This is a genomic window from Bradyrhizobium sp. 27S5 (genome assembly GCF_037217225.1).
In the GTDB taxonomy this organism is placed as follows: Bacteria; Pseudomonadota; Alphaproteobacteria; order Rhizobiales; family Xanthobacteraceae; genus Bradyrhizobium; species Bradyrhizobium septentrionale.
Window position 1 is genome coordinate 705,857 of the sequence record NZ_CP147714.1, and the last position, 18,236, is coordinate 724,092.

The following is an 18,236-nucleotide window of genomic DNA, read 5'->3' on the forward strand; positions in this document are numbered from 1 at the left end:
CGCGAGTTACGGCGCGATCGTCAGCACCGCCTTCATGTTGGGATGGTAGCGGCAGTAATAGTCGATCGTACCGGCCTTGGTCAGAACCGACTTGACCGTCTTCTTCGGCGCGATCGTCACATCGAAGTCGCTGTTCTTCGCGGTGGCGGTGTGCGCCAATACGTCCTTGTTGACCCATTCGATGGTGTCGCCGACCTTGGCCGATACCTCGGCCGGCGAGATCACCAAATTCTCCATCACGATCTGGATGGTGGCCGCATGCGCCGGGACAGCCGTCGCGCCGAACACGAGCAAGGCGAGCGTTGCGAGATTGCGTCCTGGCAACATCATGCGTCTCCTTATTTCAGGCTGGCTGCGACATGTTCGGCATGCTGCTGGTGGCCCTGGAAGATCTTCAGGCCGGTCTGCAGCAGGCCCTTCAGCTCGGGATTGCTGGCCGAGGGGATCAGCTGCGTCTCCAGCGCCGTGTTGACGGTCTTGTGGTAGGCGACCTCGTTGTCGATATAGGCCTTGTCATAGGCGGCGCCTGTCAGCTTGCCGAGCTCGGCGAGCTTGTCGGCCGCCTGTTTCGACAGCGCCTTGCTGGTGTCGTTGTCCTCCGGCGTCACCTTCAGCTTCTTGACGAGGTCGAGCGCCTGCTTGTTCACCGCCTCATGGTCGCGCGCCATGTCCTGGGCGAACGCCTTGACTTCCTTGTTGGAAGCCTTCGACTCCGCCTGTTTGGCGGCATTGATGTCGATCACGCCGGCGGTATAGGCGATGTGCGCGATCTGCGGATCGGTCGGCTTTGCGCCCTGCGCCAACGCTGCTCCGCTGAGAACGCTGAGCGCGGCGACCGCGATGCTCAATCGAACGAACATGGTTTGACACTCCTGTTGAGCCGGGCGTAGCGCACGGCACGTTGTTGGTTGCACAGGAGTTGGATGGTGCGGACGCGCCGAGGTTCCCGAAAATCTACGCGGTGGCGCCGAGCCGTTTCAGGACCGCCTCGGTCAATCGCTCGCAGCGTCTGCCCGCAAAGGGAAAGGCCTCCATTACGACGGGGCCGATCTTCCGCTCGACATTGTCGCGAAGCATGGTCCGGGCACGGTGCAGGCGGGTCTTCACGGTTTCCGGCTTCAGGGCGAGGATTTCAGCGGTCTCCTCGACATTCATGCCCTCGATCACCCGGGTGATGAAGACGAGGCGGAACGCCTCGGGCAGCTCATCGATCGCGCGCTCGACAACATGCTGGATTTCGCGTTGGGCCATGGATTTTTCCGGATCGTCCGCTGACGACAAGGGGAACTGGATGATCTGAGCCTCAAGGGCGCCTCTCGGTAGCTCGGACCATTCCACGCTTGTGTGCCTGTTACGCAGGCGGCCGAGCGCCTCGTTGATCGCGATCCGCGACAGCCAGGTCGAAAGGCTCGAGTTGCCGCGGAACTGGTCCAGATGGGTGAAGGCGCGCACATAGGCCTCCTGAACCACATCCTCGGCCTCGTTGTCGTTGTGCAGGATGCCGCGCGCCAGCCGGAACAGCCGGCGATTATTCGCCTGCATGATGGCGCGAACCGCGGCCTCGTCGCGGGCGAGCGCGCGTTGCACGAGCTCGGCTTCGGCTGAGCGGATCGGCGGTGGTTGCTTTACCTGGGCTTGGCGCATGGTGGGATTGCCTCACTGTTCACCGATTATCGACATTAGATGCCGCGGGGCCGGGCAGGTTCCCGAGAAAATCGTGGCTGGCCCAAAAACCGTCAATCAGCGGTCACGGCTTGATATATGCCTCCGGATCGCCGCGCGCATGCGCCTCCATCGCATCGAGGAAGCAGCGCACCTTGGCAGGGACAAATTGACGCGCCGGCAACAGCGCGTGCACGTTCAGCGGCTCGCAGGCATGATCGGGCAGCAGCCGCCGCAGCTCGCCGGCCGCCACCGCGGCGCGGGTGTAGCTCGCGGTCACCCGCAGCACGCCATGGCCGGCAAGCGCAGCCTGCAGGCGGACATGGGCATTCGAGCTGGTGAGACGGGCGCGATCCACCGCAAGATGCTCGACCGCACCACCGGGAGCGGTGATCGCCCATGGCGGATCGCTCGGGCCGGTCAACAGCGGCAGCTTTCTCAGCTCAATCAGCGTGCGCGGCTCACCGAACTTCTCCAGCAGCGCCGGCGCGGCGAACAGGCCGCGTTCGAGGGTAAAGACGCGGCGGATCACGATGCCGGCCGACGGCAGCGGCGCCTCCAGCATCGCGAACACGATGTCGTAGTTTTCGGCGATCGGGTTGACGATGTCGTGCTCGACATCGATCCGGATCGCAAGCTCCGGATAGCGGCCCATCACCGCGCAGGCGACCGGCCCTGCGTGATGCGCGCCGAATTCGTAAGGCGCCTTGATGCGCAGGGTGCCCGCGACCGCGCTGCTCATCGCCAGCGCCTCGCTGTGGGTGTCGTGCAGCGCGGTGAACAGCGGGCGCACCTTGCGATAGATGGTCTCGCCGGAATCGGTCAGCCGCAGGTGTCGCGTGGTCCGCTCGATCAGCCGCAGCCCGAGATTGGCTTCGAGACGCTGCACCGCAGCACTGAGGCTCGATTTGGGATGTCCGAGCACGCGCGCGGCCGCGGTGAAGCCGCCATGCTCGACAACCTCGCAAAACAGCTCCCAATCGCGCCACTCCATGGCCGATTGTCCATCCAGCGGTACAGTGTGTCCAGCCAAATCGGATTATCCCGGTGATCGCAATCACCTAACCTCGTCGTAACCAAATTTGCATCGGGAGGGCGAGATGGCCGACGACAACGGAATTTTCCTGCGCAACGCCTGGTATGTGGCGGCGCTGAATCACGAGCTGATCGACGGCAAGAAGCTGGCGCGCACCATCCTGGAGCGGCCGATCGTGCTCTATCGCGGCTCCAGCGGAAAGGTGGTCGCGCTCGACGACCGTTGTTGCCATCGCGCCGCGCCGCTCTCGATGGGACGCGTCGAGGGCGACGACATCAGGTGCATGTATCACGGCATGAAGTTCGCGGCCGACGGCAAGTGCATCCAGATTCCCGGCCAGGACGCGATCCCCGCCAAGCTTGGCGTGCGCAGCTATCCCGCGGTCGAGCGCTACAACATGATCTTCATCTGGACCGGCGATCCCGAGAAGGCCGATCCGAAACTCATCCTCGATTATCCGCCGCTCGAAGATCCCAAATGGCGCGGCCTGCCCGGCTACATGCACTACAAGGCCAATTGGCTCCTCATCGTCGATAATCTCAGCGACTTCGCCCATCTCGCCTTCGTCCACACCAACACGCTCGGCGGCTCCGAGGAATACGCCTACAAGACCAAGCCGGTCGCGATCGAGAAGCTGGACGACGGCTTCCGCGTCGAGCGTTGGCACATGGGCGCCGATGCGCCGCCCTACCACAAGAAGGTGATTTCCAACCGGGCCGACAAGGTCGATCGTCGCAATATCGGCCGCATGATCGTTCCGGGCATCTTCACGCTCGATACCACGTTTGCGCCGGCCGGGCAGGGCGTGGAGAAGGGCGTTCAGGTTCCGGGCACGCGGCAATACCGCAACGCCCAGTTCATGACGCCGGAGACCCGCTCGTCGACGCACTTCTTCTGGAATTACCTGCACGATTTCGACATCGGCAACCCGAACATCGCGCTCTCGTTGCGGCATTCCCTCGAGGAGGCCTTCAACGAGGACAAGGACTTCATCGAGGCGCAGCAGAAGGTGCTCGACGTCGATCCGGACTATCAGCTGCTCGCGATCGGCGCCGATGCGCCGCTGACCTATTTCCGCTGGCTGTTCGCGCGCAAGCTCGAGGCGGAGAGGGGTACAGCACGCGCCGCATAGTCGCTGAAGCGATGGCATCACCGCCTGGCCACAAGCTGCGCCGGGATCGCGAGATCGTGACGTGCTGGCGTGGCTGCGCTCCAGCGGGTTTGGCGTAAGGTGCTCAACGTGAATTCGTCGGTTTTTGATTAGGGTCAAGGCTTCGACCCGCGCCGGCCAGACTATTTCGGTGGCGATCAATCGGTGAATGAGCTTGCCCGAAAAGACGGATCCATCGGAACGACGTGCGAGCGCCAACTGGGTGCAGGACGCCTGGCTGTGGCCGTTTGAAGCCACGCGTTTGGCGCTGGACATCTACTCGCAGTGGTACCCCAATCGCGCGCCGGAGCCGGCGGATGCGCCAGGCGAAGCGGCACTGCCCTGGACGACGGCCCACTCGGTCGCGCTTCAGCTGCCGTCGATGCGTCTGCGGGATTTTTCGAGAGCGGTCGAAGGCCCGCCGCTGCTGGTCTGCGCGCCCTATGCGCTGCACCGCGCGCAGATCGCGGATATTGCCCCCGGCCACAGCCTGATGGAGGCGTTACAGCAGGCGGGTCTAGCGCGTCTCTATCTCACGGATTGGCGCTCGGCGGCACCGGAGATGCGATATTTCTCGATCGACACCTATCTGTCTGATCTCAACGTGGCCGTCGACACGATCGGGCCGCCGGTCGACCTTGCCGGTCTCTGTCAAGGCGGCTGGCTGTCGTTGCTTTATGCGGCGCGCTTTCCCGGCAAGGTGCGGCGGCTCGTGCTTGCAGGCAGCCCGGTCGACGTCTCGGTGCCGTCGGAGCTTTCGCGGATGGTCGCCTCGCTGCCGCAGCAAGGCTTCGAGGCGATGGTGCGTCAGGGAGATGGGATCGTCAGTGGCAAGTACATGCTGCAGCTCTGGAGTATTCCGTTCAGCCTGCCTGACGTGGAAGCGGCGCTGCAGCGGCGTCTCGACGGCAAGTCGGAGGATGCACAGGCGCTGCTCGATCGTTTCATGCGATGGAACAGTGAGACGCTTGATTTGCCGGGCACCTACTACCTGGAAGTGACTGACTGGATCTTTCGTCAGAACCGGATCGCGGCCGGTGACTTCGTCGCGCTTGGCACCAAGATCGATCTTGCCGCGGTGAAGCTGCCGACCTTCCTGCTCGCCGCGGAGAACGACATCGTTGTTCCGCCCGACCAGGCATTTGCGACAATGCGGCTGCTGGGCACGCCGCCCGCGTGGCTGCGAAGCGAGACTGAGCCGTGTGGCCATCTCGGCCTGTTCATGGGCTGCAGGGCTCTGGCCGGTTCATGGCGCCGGATTGCCCGCTGGCTGCAGTCCGATCTCGGCGAGGCCGCGGGCGAGCGAGCACGGATCAGCGCGTGAGTGAAAAAAACGAAAATGCCCCGAATTGCAATTTTGCAATCCGGGGCATCGCGATATCCGTCGCGACGACGTGCGTCGCGGTTGATTGCCGCGTTTACTTCGCCGCGACGACCATGATCTCGACATTGTACTGCGGCGCCGCGAGCTTGGCCTCGACGGTGGCGCGGGCCGGGGTGTTACCCTCCGAGACCCAGCCGTCCCACACCGCGTTCATCTCCGGGAACGTCTTCATGTCGGTGATGTAGATGGTCGCGCTGAGGAGTTTTGACTTGTCGGTGCCGGCCTTGGCCAAATGGCCATCGATGATCGACAGGATGTCCTTGGTCTGGTCGGTGACGCTGCCGCCCGCGGCCTTGCCGGCGACGACGCCGGCGAGATAGACGGTGTTGCCGTGCACGACGGCCTGGCTCATGCGCGGGCCGGTTTCGAAACGTTGAATGCTCATTTGGGTCTCCACTTGAATGGCGGCACTGTCTACCGCGCCGCGGGGTTCGCCGCCACTGCGCATTTTGCAAACGTACATCTCACGGAAAGCGCGTAAAGAACGCCCAAATCGTATCGGCGCCGTCGATATCGCCGTTTTGCGGTCCGAGCAGCGCGGCCGCCAGTTTCGTAAAATGAGCGTCCGGGAAGTGGCCGGGCATGCGGTGGCCTCCGCCATTCACCCGGTAGAGCACGACGTCACGTCCCTGCGGACAGGCTGAGTCGATCCGTGTGACAGTTGATTGGTCGGAAGGGTTGCGATCGGGCAGATCGGTGGTTGCGGCGTCCTTGTTCTCGCAGCCATTGGTCCGCCGCCAGAATTGCAGGGTGCGTTCGGTCGACCAGAATCCGTCGACCGCAAAATAGCTGGTGCCGCGTCCACCCTGATAGGGGATCAGCGGGTCGACGGTGCCGTTCATCAGGAGCACCGGCACTGGACGCACAGGCCGGCAGGCGCCGGCGGATTCGTCGGTCAGGTTCATCACGACGCTGGCCGCCGCCGCGAACAGGTCGGCGCGTTCGCAGGCCAAGGTCATGGCCATCGCGCCGCCATTGGAGATGCCGGTGACATAGATGCGCTTCGGATCGGCGGTCCCGTCGCCGACGAGCTTCGCGATCAATTGCGCAATGAAGGCGACGTCGTCGGTGCCTTCCGGCGGCGGATCGGCGGCGCGCCGCGCGTTCGGCCGGGAGTCGGCCCAGGCGTGCTTCAACCCATCGGGATACGCCACCGCGAAGCCGTCGCGCCTGGCGATCAATGGCCACGACGTCCGTGTGATCATGTCGGCGCTGCTCCGGGTCTTGCCGTGCAGCACGATGACGAGCGGCGCGGGCCTGGTTGCAGGTGGCTGCAGCGTGAATGTTCGCGTCGCGCGCCGGCACGATGCTCAAGGCGATCGCGCCGGCCAAAACCAGCATACCGATTGGATGCCGTCGCATCGCTGAGGTTTCCTGTCCTCGCGATGGCGATATCAGCATGACGACACAGCCGGTTCAACCGGTCCGGCCGAACACGGCTTTCACGATCCGGTCGGCGGCTTCAGCGCATCGGCCCAGCGTGCGAACAGCGCCACTTGTTCAGCCGGCCAGGCCCCGTCGCAGGGCATGGTGCCGGCTTCCAGACGGGCCAGGATCTGCCGGCGGTGCTTGATCACGTCCTCCTCCTTCCAGAGGTCGAAGGCGAACAGCATCGAGTTGCGATCCATCGGCCGGAACAGCGGCCGGATGTGTGCTTCGAACTGCACCGCCTCGCCCGGACTGGGCAGCGCTACGCTGGTCTCGGTTGCGGCTTGCGCGTCGCCTTCAATTGCGGACAGCCGCGCCGCGGGCGTTGCGTTGCAGACCCACCACCATCGCGGCACCGGCATGTTCGGCGGCGGTTTCGCACCGGCCCCCGAATTCTCCACCGCGATCCGTGAGCCCCATTCGATATAGGCGACGAACGCGGCGCGGAATTCCGGATCGGACGGCAGCCCGGCATCGTCGGCGCTCTGCACCATATAGGTGGCCCACAGCGCGCGTTGCTCCGGCCGGATCTCCTTGCCGATATGCTGCGACACCATCCGCCGATAACCGCCATAACGTTCGGTGTAGAAGCGCGGGCCGCCGAACACCTCGCTCAGCCACGCCGCCACCCGTTCGGGATGGTCCGGCGACATTTCGGCGAACAGCGGGCCGAGCAGCGGATCTTCCGGCACATAGCGGCCGTAGAAGATGCGGGTCATGTCGAGCAGCGCCGGATAGCCGCCGGCCCATTCGAACAGCGTCGGCTCGCGCAAGGGATCGGGGACCGGATCGCGAAATGCGACGTTCCAGTGCATGCCGCTGCAGAACGGCTTGTTCAGCGAAGAGCCGCAGCGGCACAGACTGACATGTTCCTGCGACGCGCCCGCGTTCCGTGCGACCGGCGTGCCATCCTCATCGACCAGATCGACATGGCCGGTGACGCGATAGGGGCCGTCCTTCGACACTTCTATCTGCGGCGGCCGGCTGACGTCGGACAGGTTGGCGTCGCGCGCGGGGCCAATGCCGATCCCGAGCGCGCCCGATGGGCACCTGCGTACGGCGTTGAGGAGATCGTCGAAGCGCGCGCCGCTCGGCGCGATGAACGGCTCCTCACCGAGATGAAACACGGAGCTGAGCCGGTCGGTGCACAAGCCGGAATGTGCGCAGGTCCCGCGATTGTCGAACACATACGCCTGCTGCCCCGCATAGACGTCAAGCTTGTCCGGCACCCGCCGCGCATCCCTGGAGTCGGTGAAGCCGCACGCAACGTGGCTGTCGTCGCAGAACGGCTTTGTCTGCGATTGTCCGCAGCGGCAGAGCCGCACCGGCGCCTCGGCTGCGATCGGCACACCGAGATGATCGACGATCGGAATGCCGGGCTCGGGTTCGTAGGGCCCGTTGCGTCTGACGATGATGCGCTTGTGCGCCGCTTGCTTGTCGTTTGCGTCTCGGGCGGAATTGTCTTCTGTCATGCCTTGCAATGATCCCTGAACTCGCCCAACCCGCGCAAAGCGTGCTTAGATGGATCGATGGCGGCTCTCAACGAACCAGATGGAAAGTGCCGCGGGAGAACGGGATGATCCGCAAGACCAAGCGCAAATATGGTTGCCCGGTCGAGTTCTCGATCGATCAGCTCAGCGGCAAATGGAAGACCGTGATCCTGAGCCGGCTGAAGGTTCGGCCGATGCGCTATGGTGAACTGCGCCACGACATCCTGCAACTCAGCGACAAGGTTTTGACCGAGCGCCTGCGCGATCTCTGCAATTCAGGCTTCGTCAGGCAGGAGCGCGGCGGCGGCTCCTCGCGCTACTGCCTGACCAAGCGCGGCGAGATGCTGAAGCCGATGCTGCAGGCGCTCTACGATTGGGGCGAGGCCAATGCCGACACGTTCGGCGTCCGCTTCCTCAGCGCGGAGGCGGATTGGAGGCGAGCGGGTGATAATTGAAATTAGGTTGGATCGGTCGGGCCGCGGCCTCGATGCACCTCTCCCGCTTGCGCCGTCGCAGCGGCTCGTTGCCAAAATATCGAAAACAACCCCATGCAAAGTAGCCGGCGGCGGCAGGCGTTCGACCAGGCAACTTGACACGTCGGGCAACTCAGCGATATTCTTCTAATATTCCGAAATCGTGCAGGCGCCCACCGCAAGCGGGAGAGGGCCTCCAGCCCTTTCGCGGTTGCTATTCGACCTCTAGCTCACCGCCTTCGCCGCCGCGCGTCCGGCATTGCGGCCCGAAAACAGGCAGCCGCCGAGGAACGTGCCTTCCAGCGAGCGATAGCCGTGCACGCCGCCGCCGCCGAAGCCGGCGGCTTCGCCGGCCGCGTAGAGACCGCGGATGATCTGGTGATCATTGCCGAACACGCGCGAATCCAGATCGGTCTCGAAGCCGCCGAGGGTCTTGCGGGTGAGGATGTTGAGCTTCACCGCGATCAGCGGGCCGTGCTCGGGATCGAGGATCCGATGCGGCTTCGCGGTGCGGATCAGCCTGTCGCCGATATAGCGGCGCGCATTGTGCAGGTTCATCACCTGCGCATCCTTGACGTAGGGATTGGTGATCTCGCGGTCGCGCGCCTCGATCTGCGTCTTGATGGCATCGAGCTGCAACAGGTCGTTGCCGGCGAGCTTGTTCATGGCACCGACGAGATCGCCGAGATTGTCGCGCACGATGAAGTCGGCGCCGTGCTGCTTGAAGGCTTCGACCGGCGCCGGCGCGCCCTTGTTGGTGGCGCGCTTGATCGTCATGCGCCAGCTCTTGCCCGTGAGGTCGGGGTTCTGCTCGGAGCCCGACAGCGCGAATTCCTTCTTGATGATGCTCTGGGTCAGGATGAACCACGAATAATCGTAGCCCGTGCCCATGATGTAGTGCAGCTGCCCGAGCGTGTCGGAGCCCGGGAACAGCGGCGCCGGCAGCCGTTTGCCTGACGCGTCGAACCACATCGATGACGGTCCTGGCAGAATCCGGATGCCATGACGCGGCCAGATCGGGTTCCAGTTCTGGATGCCCTCGACATAGTGCCACATCCGGTCGCGGTTGATCAGACGGCCGCCGGCCGCCTCGGTGATCCCGATCATGCGGCCGTCGACATGTTCGGGCACGCCGGAGATCATGAATTTCGGCGGTTCGCCGAGCCGCTTCGGCCAGTTCTGCCGCACCAGATCATGATTGCCGCCGATGCCGCCGGAGGCGACGATCACCGCCTGGGCGCGAAGTGCGAAATCGCCGACGACATTGCGCGAGGAACTCTTGCCGCGCTCGACGCCTGTCGGTTCCAGGATCGCGCCGCGCACGCCGTCGACCGCGCCGTTGCTGACATCGAGCGCGTCGACCCGATGGCGGAATTTGAACACCAGCCGTCCGCTTTTCGCGGCCTCGCGTGCGCGACGCTCGAACGGCTCGACGATGCCGGGACCGGTGCCCCAGGTGACGTGAAAGCGCGGCACCGAATTGCCATGGCCCATCGCGTCGTAGCCGCCGCGTTCGGCCCAGCCGACCACCGGGAAGATGCGATGGCCCATCGCGCGCAGCCAGTCGCGTTTCTCGCCCGCCGCGAACGCCACATAGGCCTCAGCCCATTTGCGCGGCCAGTGATCCTCCTCACGATCGAAACCGGCGGTGCCCATCCAGTCCTGCAGTGCGAGGTCGGCGGAATCCTTGATGCCGAGCCGGCGCTGCTCCGGCGAATCGACCAGAAACAATCCGCCGAACGACCAGAAGGCCTGGCCGCCGATGCTCTGTTCCCCTTCCTGGTCGAGCACGATGACGCGCTTGCCTGCGTCGGCGATCTCGGTTGCGGCGACCAAGCCTGCCAGCCCGGCGCCAATCACGATCACATCCGCATCGTCAGCCATGTTTGATTCCCCCCGTCCCGCTGCGATTGAAGACCGCGTGATTGCGCGCGGTCAACGCCAAATGGACCTTGCCTGTGGCGGCCGGGCACCAAGTAGTTGCGGCAGGCTGTTCCAGTTTGGGACCTTTTCCACGCTCCACTGCAGCGCGCGCGCAACACCCAATTTGAATTTGTTTTGTCCGGCTTCGCTCGTCTGGACAAAAATCCGCAGCCGCAACACGCTCACGACATCTTGCATCACAAGACCAACAGATTCGGTTTCGACTGGGGCTGGCCATGAAGTTGATGACGGGGTTGCTCGCTGCGGTTCTCCTGCTGGCGGGAATGGGGGCGTCACAGGCAGTGGTCAGAATCGCCGACGATCGCGGCGGCAAGATCGGGATTTATGTCGACAAATATCAGGACCTGCGCACGTCGGGCGAGACCGTCATCATCGACGGGTTGTGCGCCTCGGCCTGCACCATCGTGCTCGGCAAGGTTCCTCATGACCGGATCTGTGTGACGTCACACGCCAGTCTCGGCTTCCATGCGGCCTGGGATTACGGTGACGACGGCCGCCCGGTCCCCAATCCCGAAGCCACCCATATGCTGTACCTGATGTACCCGCCGGCCGTCCGCAGATGGATCACGGACCGCGGCGGCCTGACCCGCCGGATGATCTTCCTGCGCGGCAAGCAGCTGCAGGCGCTGTACAAGCCGTGCTACCTCAACGCCCAGGCCTCGGCGTCGAAGCCCGAGCACTGAGCTCCGGCTGATCTCTGCATTTAATCCTCGTCTGCCATCGCCGGCGTGATCCGGCCGCTGCCGGGAGTAGCCTCGCTATCATTTGACGGCCTGCGGCCGCCGTTGCGCTTGCTGCCTGCCGGAACCCGGCTTATCTCAACCGTATGGTTCAGCCGATCTCCACCCGATCCGAGCTCGTGACGGCTCCGCAGGGCCGGGTGGCATCTGCGATCCTGTGGGGCGCCGCCGGCATCGGCGGGGTGGTCCTGCTTGCCGCCGCGGCGCTCTGGTTCCACTACGGGACCGCGGTGTTTTTCGAAACGATCACGGCCGGCATCTCCGCCTGCTTCTGACAAGGATGTCCCGCCCATGCCTCGGACCACTCGCCCGCTGGTGATCTTCGCCGCCTTCGCCGGCAGCCTCGCGGTCGGCCTGTTCCTTATGCTGTGGGCGGTCGGGGGCCTCCGCACTGTCGCCGCCCCGGCCGCGATCGGCGGCCCGTTCCAGCTCACCGACCAAGCCGGCCAGACCGTCACCGACAAGAACCTCCAGGGCAAGCCGACGCTGATCTTCTTCGGCTTCACCCATTGCCCGGACGTCTGCCCGACCTCGCTGTTCGAGATTTCCGAGGTCCTGAAGGCGATGGGCAAGGACGCCGATCGCGTGAATGCCTATTTCGTCTCGGTCGATCCGGAACGCGACACCGCCACCGCGATGAAGGATTATCTTTCGAGCTTCGATCCGCACCTCAAGGGCCTGACCGGCGACCCCGCCGCGATCGCCAAGGTGCTGTCGAGCTATCGTGTCTACGCCAAGAAGGTGCCGCTGAAGGATGGCGACTACACGATGGATCACACCGCGCTGATCTATCTGATGGATCGCGACGGCCGTTTCGTTTCGCCGTTCAATCTGAAACGGACGCCGGAAGAGGCCGCGGCCGATCTCAAACGGTATCTCTGATTGCCATTTCCGCTTCAGAATTAACCCAATCGGCGCTCGCATCACGCGCCGGATGGTCTATAAGCCGTCCAATTCCCTAAATTGCCGGTTATGCCAGATTTGTCCGCCCAACCCTTTGCCGTCCGCTCGTGCCAGCTTTGCCTGACCGCGGGGCTGATGGCGGCTGCCTTGCTGGCTCTGGTAGGCCCCGCGATCGCGCAGACACCCCCCACCCAGGCACAGCAGGCGCCCGCGGCCAAGACGGCTCCCGCTCCAACTCCGGCTCCTTCTGCCAGACCGGCCCCTGCACCGACGGCGCCTGCGCCGCCCCCGGCCGCTGCCGTGCCACCGACCCCAACCCCGCCGCCCAAGGCCGCTGCCGAGGCCGCGCCGCAGGCGGTGCCGGGCTTCTGGGACCCGCGGCGCCGCCCGGATAGGCCGGACCTCTCGCGCCTCACCGTGATCCGCTTCCTGACCGAGACCGACTATCCGCCGTTCAACTTCACCGGGCCGGACGGCAATCCGGCCGGCTTCAACGTCGATCTGGCGCGTTCGCTCTGCGACGAGATCAAGGTCACCTGCACCATCCAGATGCGCCGCTTCGAGACCCTGATCGACGCGCTGGCCACCAACCGGGGCGATGCCATCATCGCGTCGATGGCGGTGACGCCGCAGCTGCGCGCCAAGGTCGATTTCACCGATCCCTATTACCGCGCGCCGGCACGCTTCGTGTCGCGCCGCGACAATGTGATGCCGGAAATCCGGCCGGAATATCTCGAGGGCAGGAAGGTCGGCGTCATCGCCGGCACCTCGCACGAGGCCTACCTCAAGGCGATGTTCACCGACGCCGAGATCCATTCCTATCCGGATAACGACGCGTTGCGCGCGGCGCTGCGCCGCGGCGAGGTCGACTTCATCTTTGGCGATGCGATCTCGCTCGCGTTCTGGATCAACGGCACCGATTCCGGCGAATGCTGCGCGTTCTCCGGCGGCCCCTTTGTCGAGAGCCGCTTTTTCGGCGAAGGCGTCGGCATCGCCGTCCGCAAGGGCAACGATCTGCTCCGGCAGTCGCTGAACTGGGCGCTGTTCCGGATCTGGGAGAAAGGCCGCTTCACCGATCTGTGGCTGCGCTATTTCTCGATCAGCCCGTTCTGACGCGGAGATCTTCACCTCGCCCCGCTTGCGGGGAGAGGTCGGAATTCAAGCGCAGCTTGAATTCCGGGTGAGGGGGAGCCTCCGCGAATCCGTCTCTTGCCATTTGATGCGGATAGAGCCCCTCACCCCCAACCCTCTCCCCGCAAGAGCGGGGAGAGGGAGTAAGCGTTTTGCATTTTGCCGCGAAAGCGTTAGTTTTCGCGGCCTTTTTGGAGAAAGCCTGAAGAATGTCCGTGATTGATCTTGCTGCCAGCCCGAGCGACCTGCGGGCGCTCGCCGAACAATCCAACGCCTGGCCGTTCGAGCAGGCGAAAGCGATTGTGGCGCGGCTGAAGAAAAATCCGAAGGACGAGGTGCTGTTCGAGACCGGCTATGGTCCGTCGGGCTTGCCGCATATCGGCACGTTCGGCGAGGTTGCGCGCACCACGATGGTGCGCCATGCCTTCCGCGTGCTCACCGAGGACAAGATCAAGACCCGCCTGCTCGCCTTCTCCGACGACATGGATGGACTGCGCAAGGTGCCGGACAATGTGCCGAACAAGGAGCTGCTGGAGCAGCACCTCGGTATGCCCTTGACCAAGGTGCCGGACCCGTTCGGCACCCATCCGAGCTTCGGCCAGCACAACAATGCGCGGCTGCGCGCCTTCCTCGACCAGTTCGGCTTCGACTATGAATTCGCGAGCTCGACCGAATACTACACCTCGGGCCGGTTCGACGCCGCGCTGCTGCGCATGCTGGAGCGGATCGAGAAGGTGATGGCGATCATGCTGCCTTCGCTGCGCGAGGAGCGGGCGGCGAGCTACTCGCCGTTCCTGCCGATCTGTCCGCGCACCGGCCTCGTGCTCTACGTGCCGGTGACGGCGCACGACGCCAAGGCCGGCACGATCTCCTACGAGGATCCCGAGACCAAGGAGAGCGTCACCGTTCCCGTCACCGGCGGCCGCTGCAAGCTGCAATGGAAGCCGGACTGGGCGATGCGCTGGTACGCGCTCGGCGTCGACTATGAAATGGCCGGCAAGGATCTGATCGACTCGGTGAAGCTGTCGGGCAAGATCTGCTCGGCGCTCGGCGGCACGCCGCCGGAAGGCTTCAACTACGAGCTGTTCCTGGACGAGAAGGGCCAGAAGATCTCGAAGTCGAAGGGCAACGGGCTTACCATCGACGAATGGCTGCGCTACGCCTCGCCGGAATCGCTGTCGCTGTTCATGTATCGCGAGCCGAAGGCGGCGAAGCGGCTCTATTTCGACGTCATCCCGCGCAATGTCGATGAGTACCAGCAGTTCCTTGACGGCTTCACGCGGCAGGAGGCGCGGCAGCAGTTGCAGAATCCGGTCTGGCACACCCATTCCGGCAAGCCGCCGCAGGCCGACATGCCCGTCACCTTCCAGCTCCTGCTGACGCTGGTGTCGTCGTCGAACGCGGAGAATGCCGAGACGTTGTGGGGCTTCATCGGCCGCTACCGGCCGGGCGTGACGCCGCAGACCCATCCCAAGCTCGATGCAATGGTCGGCTATGCCATCAACTACTATCGCGACTTCGTGGCGCCGACGAAGCAGTTCCGCGAGCCGACCGATGGCGAACGCGCCGCGCTGCAGGATCTGCGCGATGCGCTCGCCAACATGCCGGCGGATGCGACCGCGGAAGACATCCAGAACGTGGTCTATGAGATCGGCCGCCGCGAGCCGTTCCTCGACGTGGTGAAGAAGGGCAAGGACGGCCGTCCCGGCGTCTCGCTCGACTGGTTCAACATGCTCTACCAGGTGCTGCTCGGCCAGGAGAAGGGCCCGCGCTTTGGCTCCTTCGTCGCGGTCTACGGCGTGCAGAACGCGGTCAACATGATCGACGGCGCGCTGGCGCGGTCGTCGTAGATCGATGAGCTTTCACACCATGGTCGTCCCTGCCTAGTGCGCAATTGCGCACGGGAGCAGGGACCCATAACCACAGCTGCGAGACGGTAGCGTAGGCTGAGGCCCAAGCTCGTAACGTACGACCATTCGTGGTTATGGGTCCCGGCTCAAGGCCGGGACGACAGCGATGATTGCGGCCGCCACAGACGACAAGCCCGCAAAATGCGGATGGCTGATCCCCGGCAATTTCAGCCGAGGTTGCGCCGGATTGCGCTACACTCCGTCCCATAAAATGAGCACGGCCTCCGCCGAGAGGCCGGCACAGATGGGAGCATGCGGATGCAGTTCAGGGTTTCGCCGACATCGCTGCAGGACAGTTCGAGCGCCGAGGAATGGCAAGCGCGGGTCGATCTCGCGGCGGCGCACCGGCTCGCCTTCAACCACGGCTTTTCGGAAGGCATCTTCAACCATCTCACCTTGGTGGTGCCCGGCCGAACCGACCGCTACTATCAGATCCCGTTCGGCATGCATTGGTCGGAGGTCACTGCGTCATCCTTCATGGAGGTCGGCATCGACGATGCCGAGGTGAAGCGCGGCCAGGGCGAGGTCGAGCGCTCCTGCTATTGCATCCATGCGCCGATCCACAAGGCGCTGCCGCAGGCCAAGGCGGTATTCCACACCCACATGCCCTATGCGAGCGCGCTGACCCGGCTCGAGGATCCGCGCATCAAGGAGATCGGGCAGACCGAGGTCGGGCTGTCGGAGGCGATTGCCTATGACGATCTCTACACCGGCCCCGCGCTTGATCCCGAGGAAGGTGCGCGGCTCGCCAGGGTGATCGGCAACAAGACCATCCTGTTCATGGCCAATCACGGCATCTCGACCGTCGGCGCGACCGTCGCCGACGCCTATGACCGGCTCTATTATATCGAGCGCGCCGCGCAGGTGCAGATCTACGCGATGTGGACCCAGCAGCCACTCAAGCAATTGCCGCAGCACGTGGTCGAGAAGACCAAGCGCGATTTCCGCGACGACCATCTCTACAACGGCCCGACCCCGGCGCAGCGGCATTTCGATGCGCTGAAGCGGATGCTGGACCGCAAGGAGCCGGACTACGCGACGTAAGGGAGCTCGGACGGCTCTCCAACCTCCGCCGTCGTCCCGGCCTAGTGCGCAATTGCGCACGGGAGCCGGGACCCATTACCACAGGGGCATGTTGTCGAAGCCAGCTGTGGCCCAACTCGCTACAAATCGAACGGCGGTGGCTATGGGTCCCGGCTTTCGCCGGGACGACACTTGTTATGCGGTGATCGACCCGCCCAGCTACTGACTTGCCCACACGATGCGTGCGATCCACACCACCTCTTCGGCGTCGAGCATGCGGTCGGGGTGCTCCGGATTGAGCGACGCGAGTTCCAGCACCTTGGCGGTGCGGCGCCTCAACTCCTTCACCATCACCTCGCCGCCGGTCGTGCGCACCACGACGCGGTCGCCGCGGCGGATCGCGGTCGCGGGTGACACCACGATGATGTCACCTTCGCGATAGGCGGGCTTCATCGAGTCGCCCTCGATCTCCAGCGCATAGGCGTGCTCGTCGGTGGTGGCCGGCAGCGCCACTTCATCCCAGCCCTTGCCGGCGGGAAAACCGCTATCGTCGAAAAAGCCGCCGGCGCCGGCCTGGGCGAAGCCGATCAACGGCACCGACTGGCCGCCGCGCGGGCCATCGCCGAGCAACTGCACGAAGGTCTCCATGCTGGCATTGCTCGCCGCCAGCGCCTTGGAGAGCGATTCGGTCGACGGCCAGCGCTCGCGCCCGTCGCCGGTCACGCGCTTGGACTTGTTGAAGGTGGTGGGATCGAGGCCGGACTGCTTGGCAAGGCCGGACGGCGACAGGCCGGCGCGTTCGGCGAGCCGGTCGAGCGCGGCCCAGACCTGAGCGTGGGTCAGCGGTCGGGCGGCTTTGGGCTGTTTGGCCATCGAGGACATCCCCGGGTGCTGTCCTAGGAATTATTGCGCACTTATATACTTGACAAAAGTGCATATAGTCCTATGATACATGGATTGCCGGAGCAATTCCATGACCGCCACATTCCAAGACCCCATGTTTCAGGACGAGGATAAGGCCCGCGAAGCCCTTGAGGCTGTGCGCTGGCCCGATGGCCCCATCTGCCCTCATTGCGGCAACTCCGATCAGGACAAAATAGCCAAGGTAGAAGGCAAGAAGCAGTCCCATCGTCCCGGTCTGTACTACTGCAACGAATGCAATGGTCAGTTCACCGTCACGGTCGGCACAGTGTTTGAGCGCTCCAAGGTGCCCCTCACCAAGTGGTGGACGGCTGCGCACATGATGAACTCAGGCAAGAACGGCGTTTCGGCTCACGAAATCCATCGCAGCATCGGCGTCACTTACAAGACCGCGTGGTTCATGATGCACCGCCTGCGCGAAGCCATGACCGATCTCAAGCCCGGTCCCATGGGCACGCTTGGTGGTGCCGTGCAGGCCGATGAGACGTATCACCTCAATACATCGAAGCGCGCCAAGGGCTACAAGAAGGGCCTCAAGAACAAGGCTTCAATCTTTGCGCTGGTGGACGAGAACACCGGCACGGTGCGCACGTTCCATATCGACAAGACCGCAACGGCGGAAAGGATTCAGGAAATCCTCTTCACGAACGTTGAACGTAAGGCCACGCTCGTTACGGACGAAAGCCAGCTTTACAAGGTTCTCGGCAAGGAGTTCGGCAACCACCAGAAGGTGAAACACTCTACGCTGACCTACGTCAATGAAGCGGGCTACACCACGAACAACATTGAGAATTTCTTTGGCATCTTCAAACGCGGCATGCGTGGCACTTACACGTTCTGCGGCGAACAGCATTTGAAGCGCTATCTTGCCGAATTCGAATTCCGCCACAACAACCGTTCCGGGCTTGGCGTTTCCGATGGGGAACGGACGGCCATTGCTCTCAAGGGTATCGAGGGCAAGCGCCTGACGTACCGGCCGACTAATTAAGATCGTTCACAAAAAACAGGCCGCCAAACGCTTTAGGGCTTGGCGTAAACGCT

Annotated in this window: 19 protein-coding genes; 10 read left to right on the forward strand and 9 right to left on the reverse strand. The window is 64.0% G+C overall.

Annotated features, from left to right (window positions below; all coding sequences use genetic code 11):
• Positions 1–6: 6 nt before the first annotated feature.
• The 4 genes from WDM24_RS03385 to WDM24_RS03400 form a co-directional block, all read right to left on the reverse strand.
• On the reverse strand, positions 7–327 hold the full coding sequence (locus tag WDM24_RS03385; RefSeq protein WP_338830463.1) for a cupredoxin domain-containing protein: 321 nt from the start codon (positions 325–327) through the stop codon (positions 7–9).
• 11 nt (positions 328–338) lie between these two features.
• Positions 339–860, reverse strand: a complete 522-nt coding sequence (locus WDM24_RS03390; protein ID WP_338695295.1) for a DUF4142 domain-containing protein — start codon at positions 858–860, stop codon at positions 339–341.
• Between the two features lie 94 nt (positions 861–954).
• Positions 955–1,644 (reverse strand): RNA polymerase sigma factor, encoded by a 690-nt coding sequence (locus tag WDM24_RS03395; protein ID WP_338830464.1) that lies wholly within the window; start codon positions 1,642–1,644, stop codon positions 955–957.
• A gap of 103 nt (positions 1,645–1,747) precedes the next feature.
• A complete protein-coding gene (locus WDM24_RS03400; protein WP_338830465.1) occupies positions 1,748–2,656 on the reverse strand; it encodes a LysR family transcriptional regulator in 909 nt (302 codons plus the stop codon).
• A 106-nt stretch (positions 2,657–2,762) separates the two neighbouring features.
• Between WDM24_RS03400 and WDM24_RS03405 the strand changes: the two genes are divergently transcribed.
• Positions 2,763–3,830 carry an aromatic ring-hydroxylating dioxygenase subunit alpha gene (locus WDM24_RS03405; protein ID WP_338695302.1) on the forward strand — a complete coding sequence of 356 codons (1,068 nt, stop codon included), beginning with the start codon at positions 2,763–2,765 and terminating at the stop codon, positions 3,828–3,830.
• Positions 3,831–4,023: 193 nt separating this feature from the next.
• Positions 4,024–5,172, forward strand: a complete 1,149-nt coding sequence (locus WDM24_RS03410) for an alpha/beta fold hydrolase (RefSeq protein ID WP_414645676.1) — start codon at positions 4,024–4,026, stop codon at positions 5,170–5,172.
• A 94-nt stretch (positions 5,173–5,266) separates the two neighbouring features.
• On the opposite strand, the gene WDM24_RS03415 is transcribed toward WDM24_RS03410, so the two are convergent.
• The 3 genes from WDM24_RS03415 to WDM24_RS03425 form a co-directional block, all read right to left on the reverse strand.
• Positions 5,267–5,617, reverse strand: a complete 351-nt coding sequence (locus WDM24_RS03415) for a RidA family protein (protein ID WP_028339041.1) — start codon at positions 5,615–5,617, stop codon at positions 5,267–5,269.
• Positions 5,618–5,696: 79 nt separating this feature from the next.
• The gene (locus tag WDM24_RS03420) at positions 5,697–6,509 is read right to left on the reverse strand and encodes an alpha/beta hydrolase family esterase (protein ID WP_414645807.1); all 813 of its coding nucleotides are present in this window, start codon (positions 6,507–6,509) and stop codon (positions 5,697–5,699) included.
• A 165-nt stretch (positions 6,510–6,674) separates the two neighbouring features.
• Positions 6,675–8,132 carry a CDGSH iron-sulfur domain-containing protein gene (locus WDM24_RS03425; protein ID WP_166299043.1) on the reverse strand — a complete coding sequence of 486 codons (1,458 nt, stop codon included), beginning with the start codon at positions 8,130–8,132 and terminating at the stop codon, positions 6,675–6,677.
• A gap of 104 nt (positions 8,133–8,236) precedes the next feature.
• Here WDM24_RS03425 and WDM24_RS03430 point away from each other — a divergent pair, with 104 nt between their 5' ends.
• The gene (locus WDM24_RS03430) at positions 8,237–8,605 is read left to right on the forward strand and encodes a helix-turn-helix domain-containing protein (protein WP_338830467.1); all 369 of its coding nucleotides are present in this window, start codon (positions 8,237–8,239) and stop codon (positions 8,603–8,605) included.
• A gap of 243 nt (positions 8,606–8,848) precedes the next feature.
• Here WDM24_RS03430 and WDM24_RS03435 read toward each other — a convergent pair whose 3' ends face one another.
• Positions 8,849–10,507, reverse strand: a complete 1,659-nt coding sequence (locus WDM24_RS03435; protein ID WP_338830468.1) for an FAD-binding dehydrogenase — start codon at positions 10,505–10,507, stop codon at positions 8,849–8,851.
• 275 nt (positions 10,508–10,782) lie between these two features.
• On the opposite strand from WDM24_RS03435, the gene WDM24_RS03440 reads away from it, so the two are divergent.
• The 6 genes from WDM24_RS03440 (at position 10,783) to WDM24_RS03465 (ending at position 16,295) form a co-directional block, all read left to right on the forward strand.
• A complete protein-coding gene (locus WDM24_RS03440; RefSeq protein ID WP_166299040.1) occupies positions 10,783–11,250 on the forward strand; it encodes a hypothetical protein in 468 nt (155 codons plus the stop codon).
• A 176-nt stretch (positions 11,251–11,426) separates the two neighbouring features.
• Complete coding sequence (locus WDM24_RS03445; RefSeq protein ID WP_338830469.1) at positions 11,427–11,582, forward strand: hypothetical protein; 156 nt, start codon at positions 11,427–11,429, stop codon at positions 11,580–11,582.
• Positions 11,583–11,598: 16 nt separating this feature from the next.
• Positions 11,599–12,189: an SCO family protein gene (locus tag WDM24_RS03450; protein ID WP_166299038.1), complete on the forward strand. Its 591-nt coding sequence runs from the start codon at positions 11,599–11,601 to the stop codon at positions 12,187–12,189.
• Between the two features lie 90 nt (positions 12,190–12,279).
• On the forward strand, positions 12,280–13,323 hold the full coding sequence (locus WDM24_RS03455) for a transporter substrate-binding domain-containing protein (RefSeq protein WP_338830470.1): 1,044 nt from the start codon (positions 12,280–12,282) through the stop codon (positions 13,321–13,323).
• Between the two features lie 227 nt (positions 13,324–13,550).
• Positions 13,551–15,191 (forward strand): lysine--tRNA ligase, encoded by a 1,641-nt coding sequence (locus WDM24_RS03460; protein ID WP_338830471.1) that lies wholly within the window; start codon positions 13,551–13,553, stop codon positions 15,189–15,191.
• 318 nt (positions 15,192–15,509) lie between these two features.
• Entirely contained in the window at positions 15,510–16,295 is a 786-nt protein-coding gene (locus WDM24_RS03465; RefSeq protein ID WP_224741343.1) for a class II aldolase/adducin family protein, read from the forward strand.
• A 198-nt stretch (positions 16,296–16,493) separates the two neighbouring features.
• On the opposite strand, the gene WDM24_RS03470 is transcribed toward WDM24_RS03465, so the two are convergent.
• On the reverse strand, positions 16,494–17,147 hold the full coding sequence (locus WDM24_RS03470; RefSeq protein WP_029077857.1) for a S24 family peptidase: 654 nt from the start codon (positions 17,145–17,147) through the stop codon (positions 16,494–16,496).
• Between the two features lie 100 nt (positions 17,148–17,247).
• Between WDM24_RS03470 and WDM24_RS03475 the strand changes: the two genes are divergently transcribed.
• Entirely contained in the window at positions 17,248–18,183 is a 936-nt protein-coding gene (locus tag WDM24_RS03475; RefSeq protein WP_338830472.1) for an IS1595 family transposase, read from the forward strand.
• Positions 18,184–18,236 lie beyond the last annotated feature (53 nt).

Excerpts from the sequence above, each read along its gene's own strand:
- WDM24_RS03465 (WP_224741343.1), top strand. The coding sequence starts at position 15,510 with ATGCAGTTCAGGGTTTCGCCGACATCGCTGCAGGACAGTTCGAGCGCC.
- WDM24_RS03390 (WP_338695295.1), bottom strand. The coding sequence starts at position 860 with ATGTTCGTTCGATTGAGCATCGCGGTCGCCGCGCTCAGCGTTCTCAGC.
- WDM24_RS03440 (WP_166299040.1), top strand. The coding sequence starts at position 10,783 with ATGAAGTTGATGACGGGGTTGCTCGCTGCGGTTCTCCTGCTGGCGGGA.
- WDM24_RS03415 (WP_028339041.1), bottom strand. The coding sequence starts at position 5,617 with ATGAGCATTCAACGTTTCGAAACCGGCCCGCGCATGAGCCAGGCCGTC.
- WDM24_RS03405 (WP_338695302.1), top strand. The coding sequence starts at position 2,763 with ATGGCCGACGACAACGGAATTTTCCTGCGCAACGCCTGGTATGTGGCG.
- WDM24_RS03455 (WP_338830470.1), top strand. The coding sequence starts at position 12,280 with ATGCCAGATTTGTCCGCCCAACCCTTTGCCGTCCGCTCGTGCCAGCTT.
- WDM24_RS03395 (WP_338830464.1), bottom strand. The coding sequence starts at position 1,644 with ATGCGCCAAGCCCAGGTAAAGCAACCACCGCCGATCCGCTCAGCCGAA.
- WDM24_RS03450 (WP_166299038.1), top strand. The coding sequence starts at position 11,599 with ATGCCTCGGACCACTCGCCCGCTGGTGATCTTCGCCGCCTTCGCCGGC.
- WDM24_RS03460 (WP_338830471.1), top strand. The coding sequence starts at position 13,551 with ATGTCCGTGATTGATCTTGCTGCCAGCCCGAGCGACCTGCGGGCGCTC.
- WDM24_RS03430 (WP_338830467.1), top strand. The coding sequence starts at position 8,237 with ATGATCCGCAAGACCAAGCGCAAATATGGTTGCCCGGTCGAGTTCTCG.
- WDM24_RS03470 (WP_029077857.1), bottom strand. The coding sequence starts at position 17,147 with ATGGCCAAACAGCCCAAAGCCGCCCGACCGCTGACCCACGCTCAGGTC.
- WDM24_RS03435 (WP_338830468.1), bottom strand. The coding sequence starts at position 10,507 with ATGGCTGACGATGCGGATGTGATCGTGATTGGCGCCGGGCTGGCAGGC.
- WDM24_RS03475 (WP_338830472.1), top strand. The coding sequence starts at position 17,248 with ATGACCGCCACATTCCAAGACCCCATGTTTCAGGACGAGGATAAGGCC.
- WDM24_RS03400 (WP_338830465.1), bottom strand. The coding sequence starts at position 2,656 with ATGGAGTGGCGCGATTGGGAGCTGTTTTGCGAGGTTGTCGAGCATGGC.
- WDM24_RS03425 (WP_166299043.1), bottom strand. The coding sequence starts at position 8,132 with ATGACAGAAGACAATTCCGCCCGAGACGCAAACGACAAGCAAGCGGCG.
- WDM24_RS03385 (WP_338830463.1), bottom strand. The coding sequence starts at position 327 with ATGTTGCCAGGACGCAATCTCGCAACGCTCGCCTTGCTCGTGTTCGGC.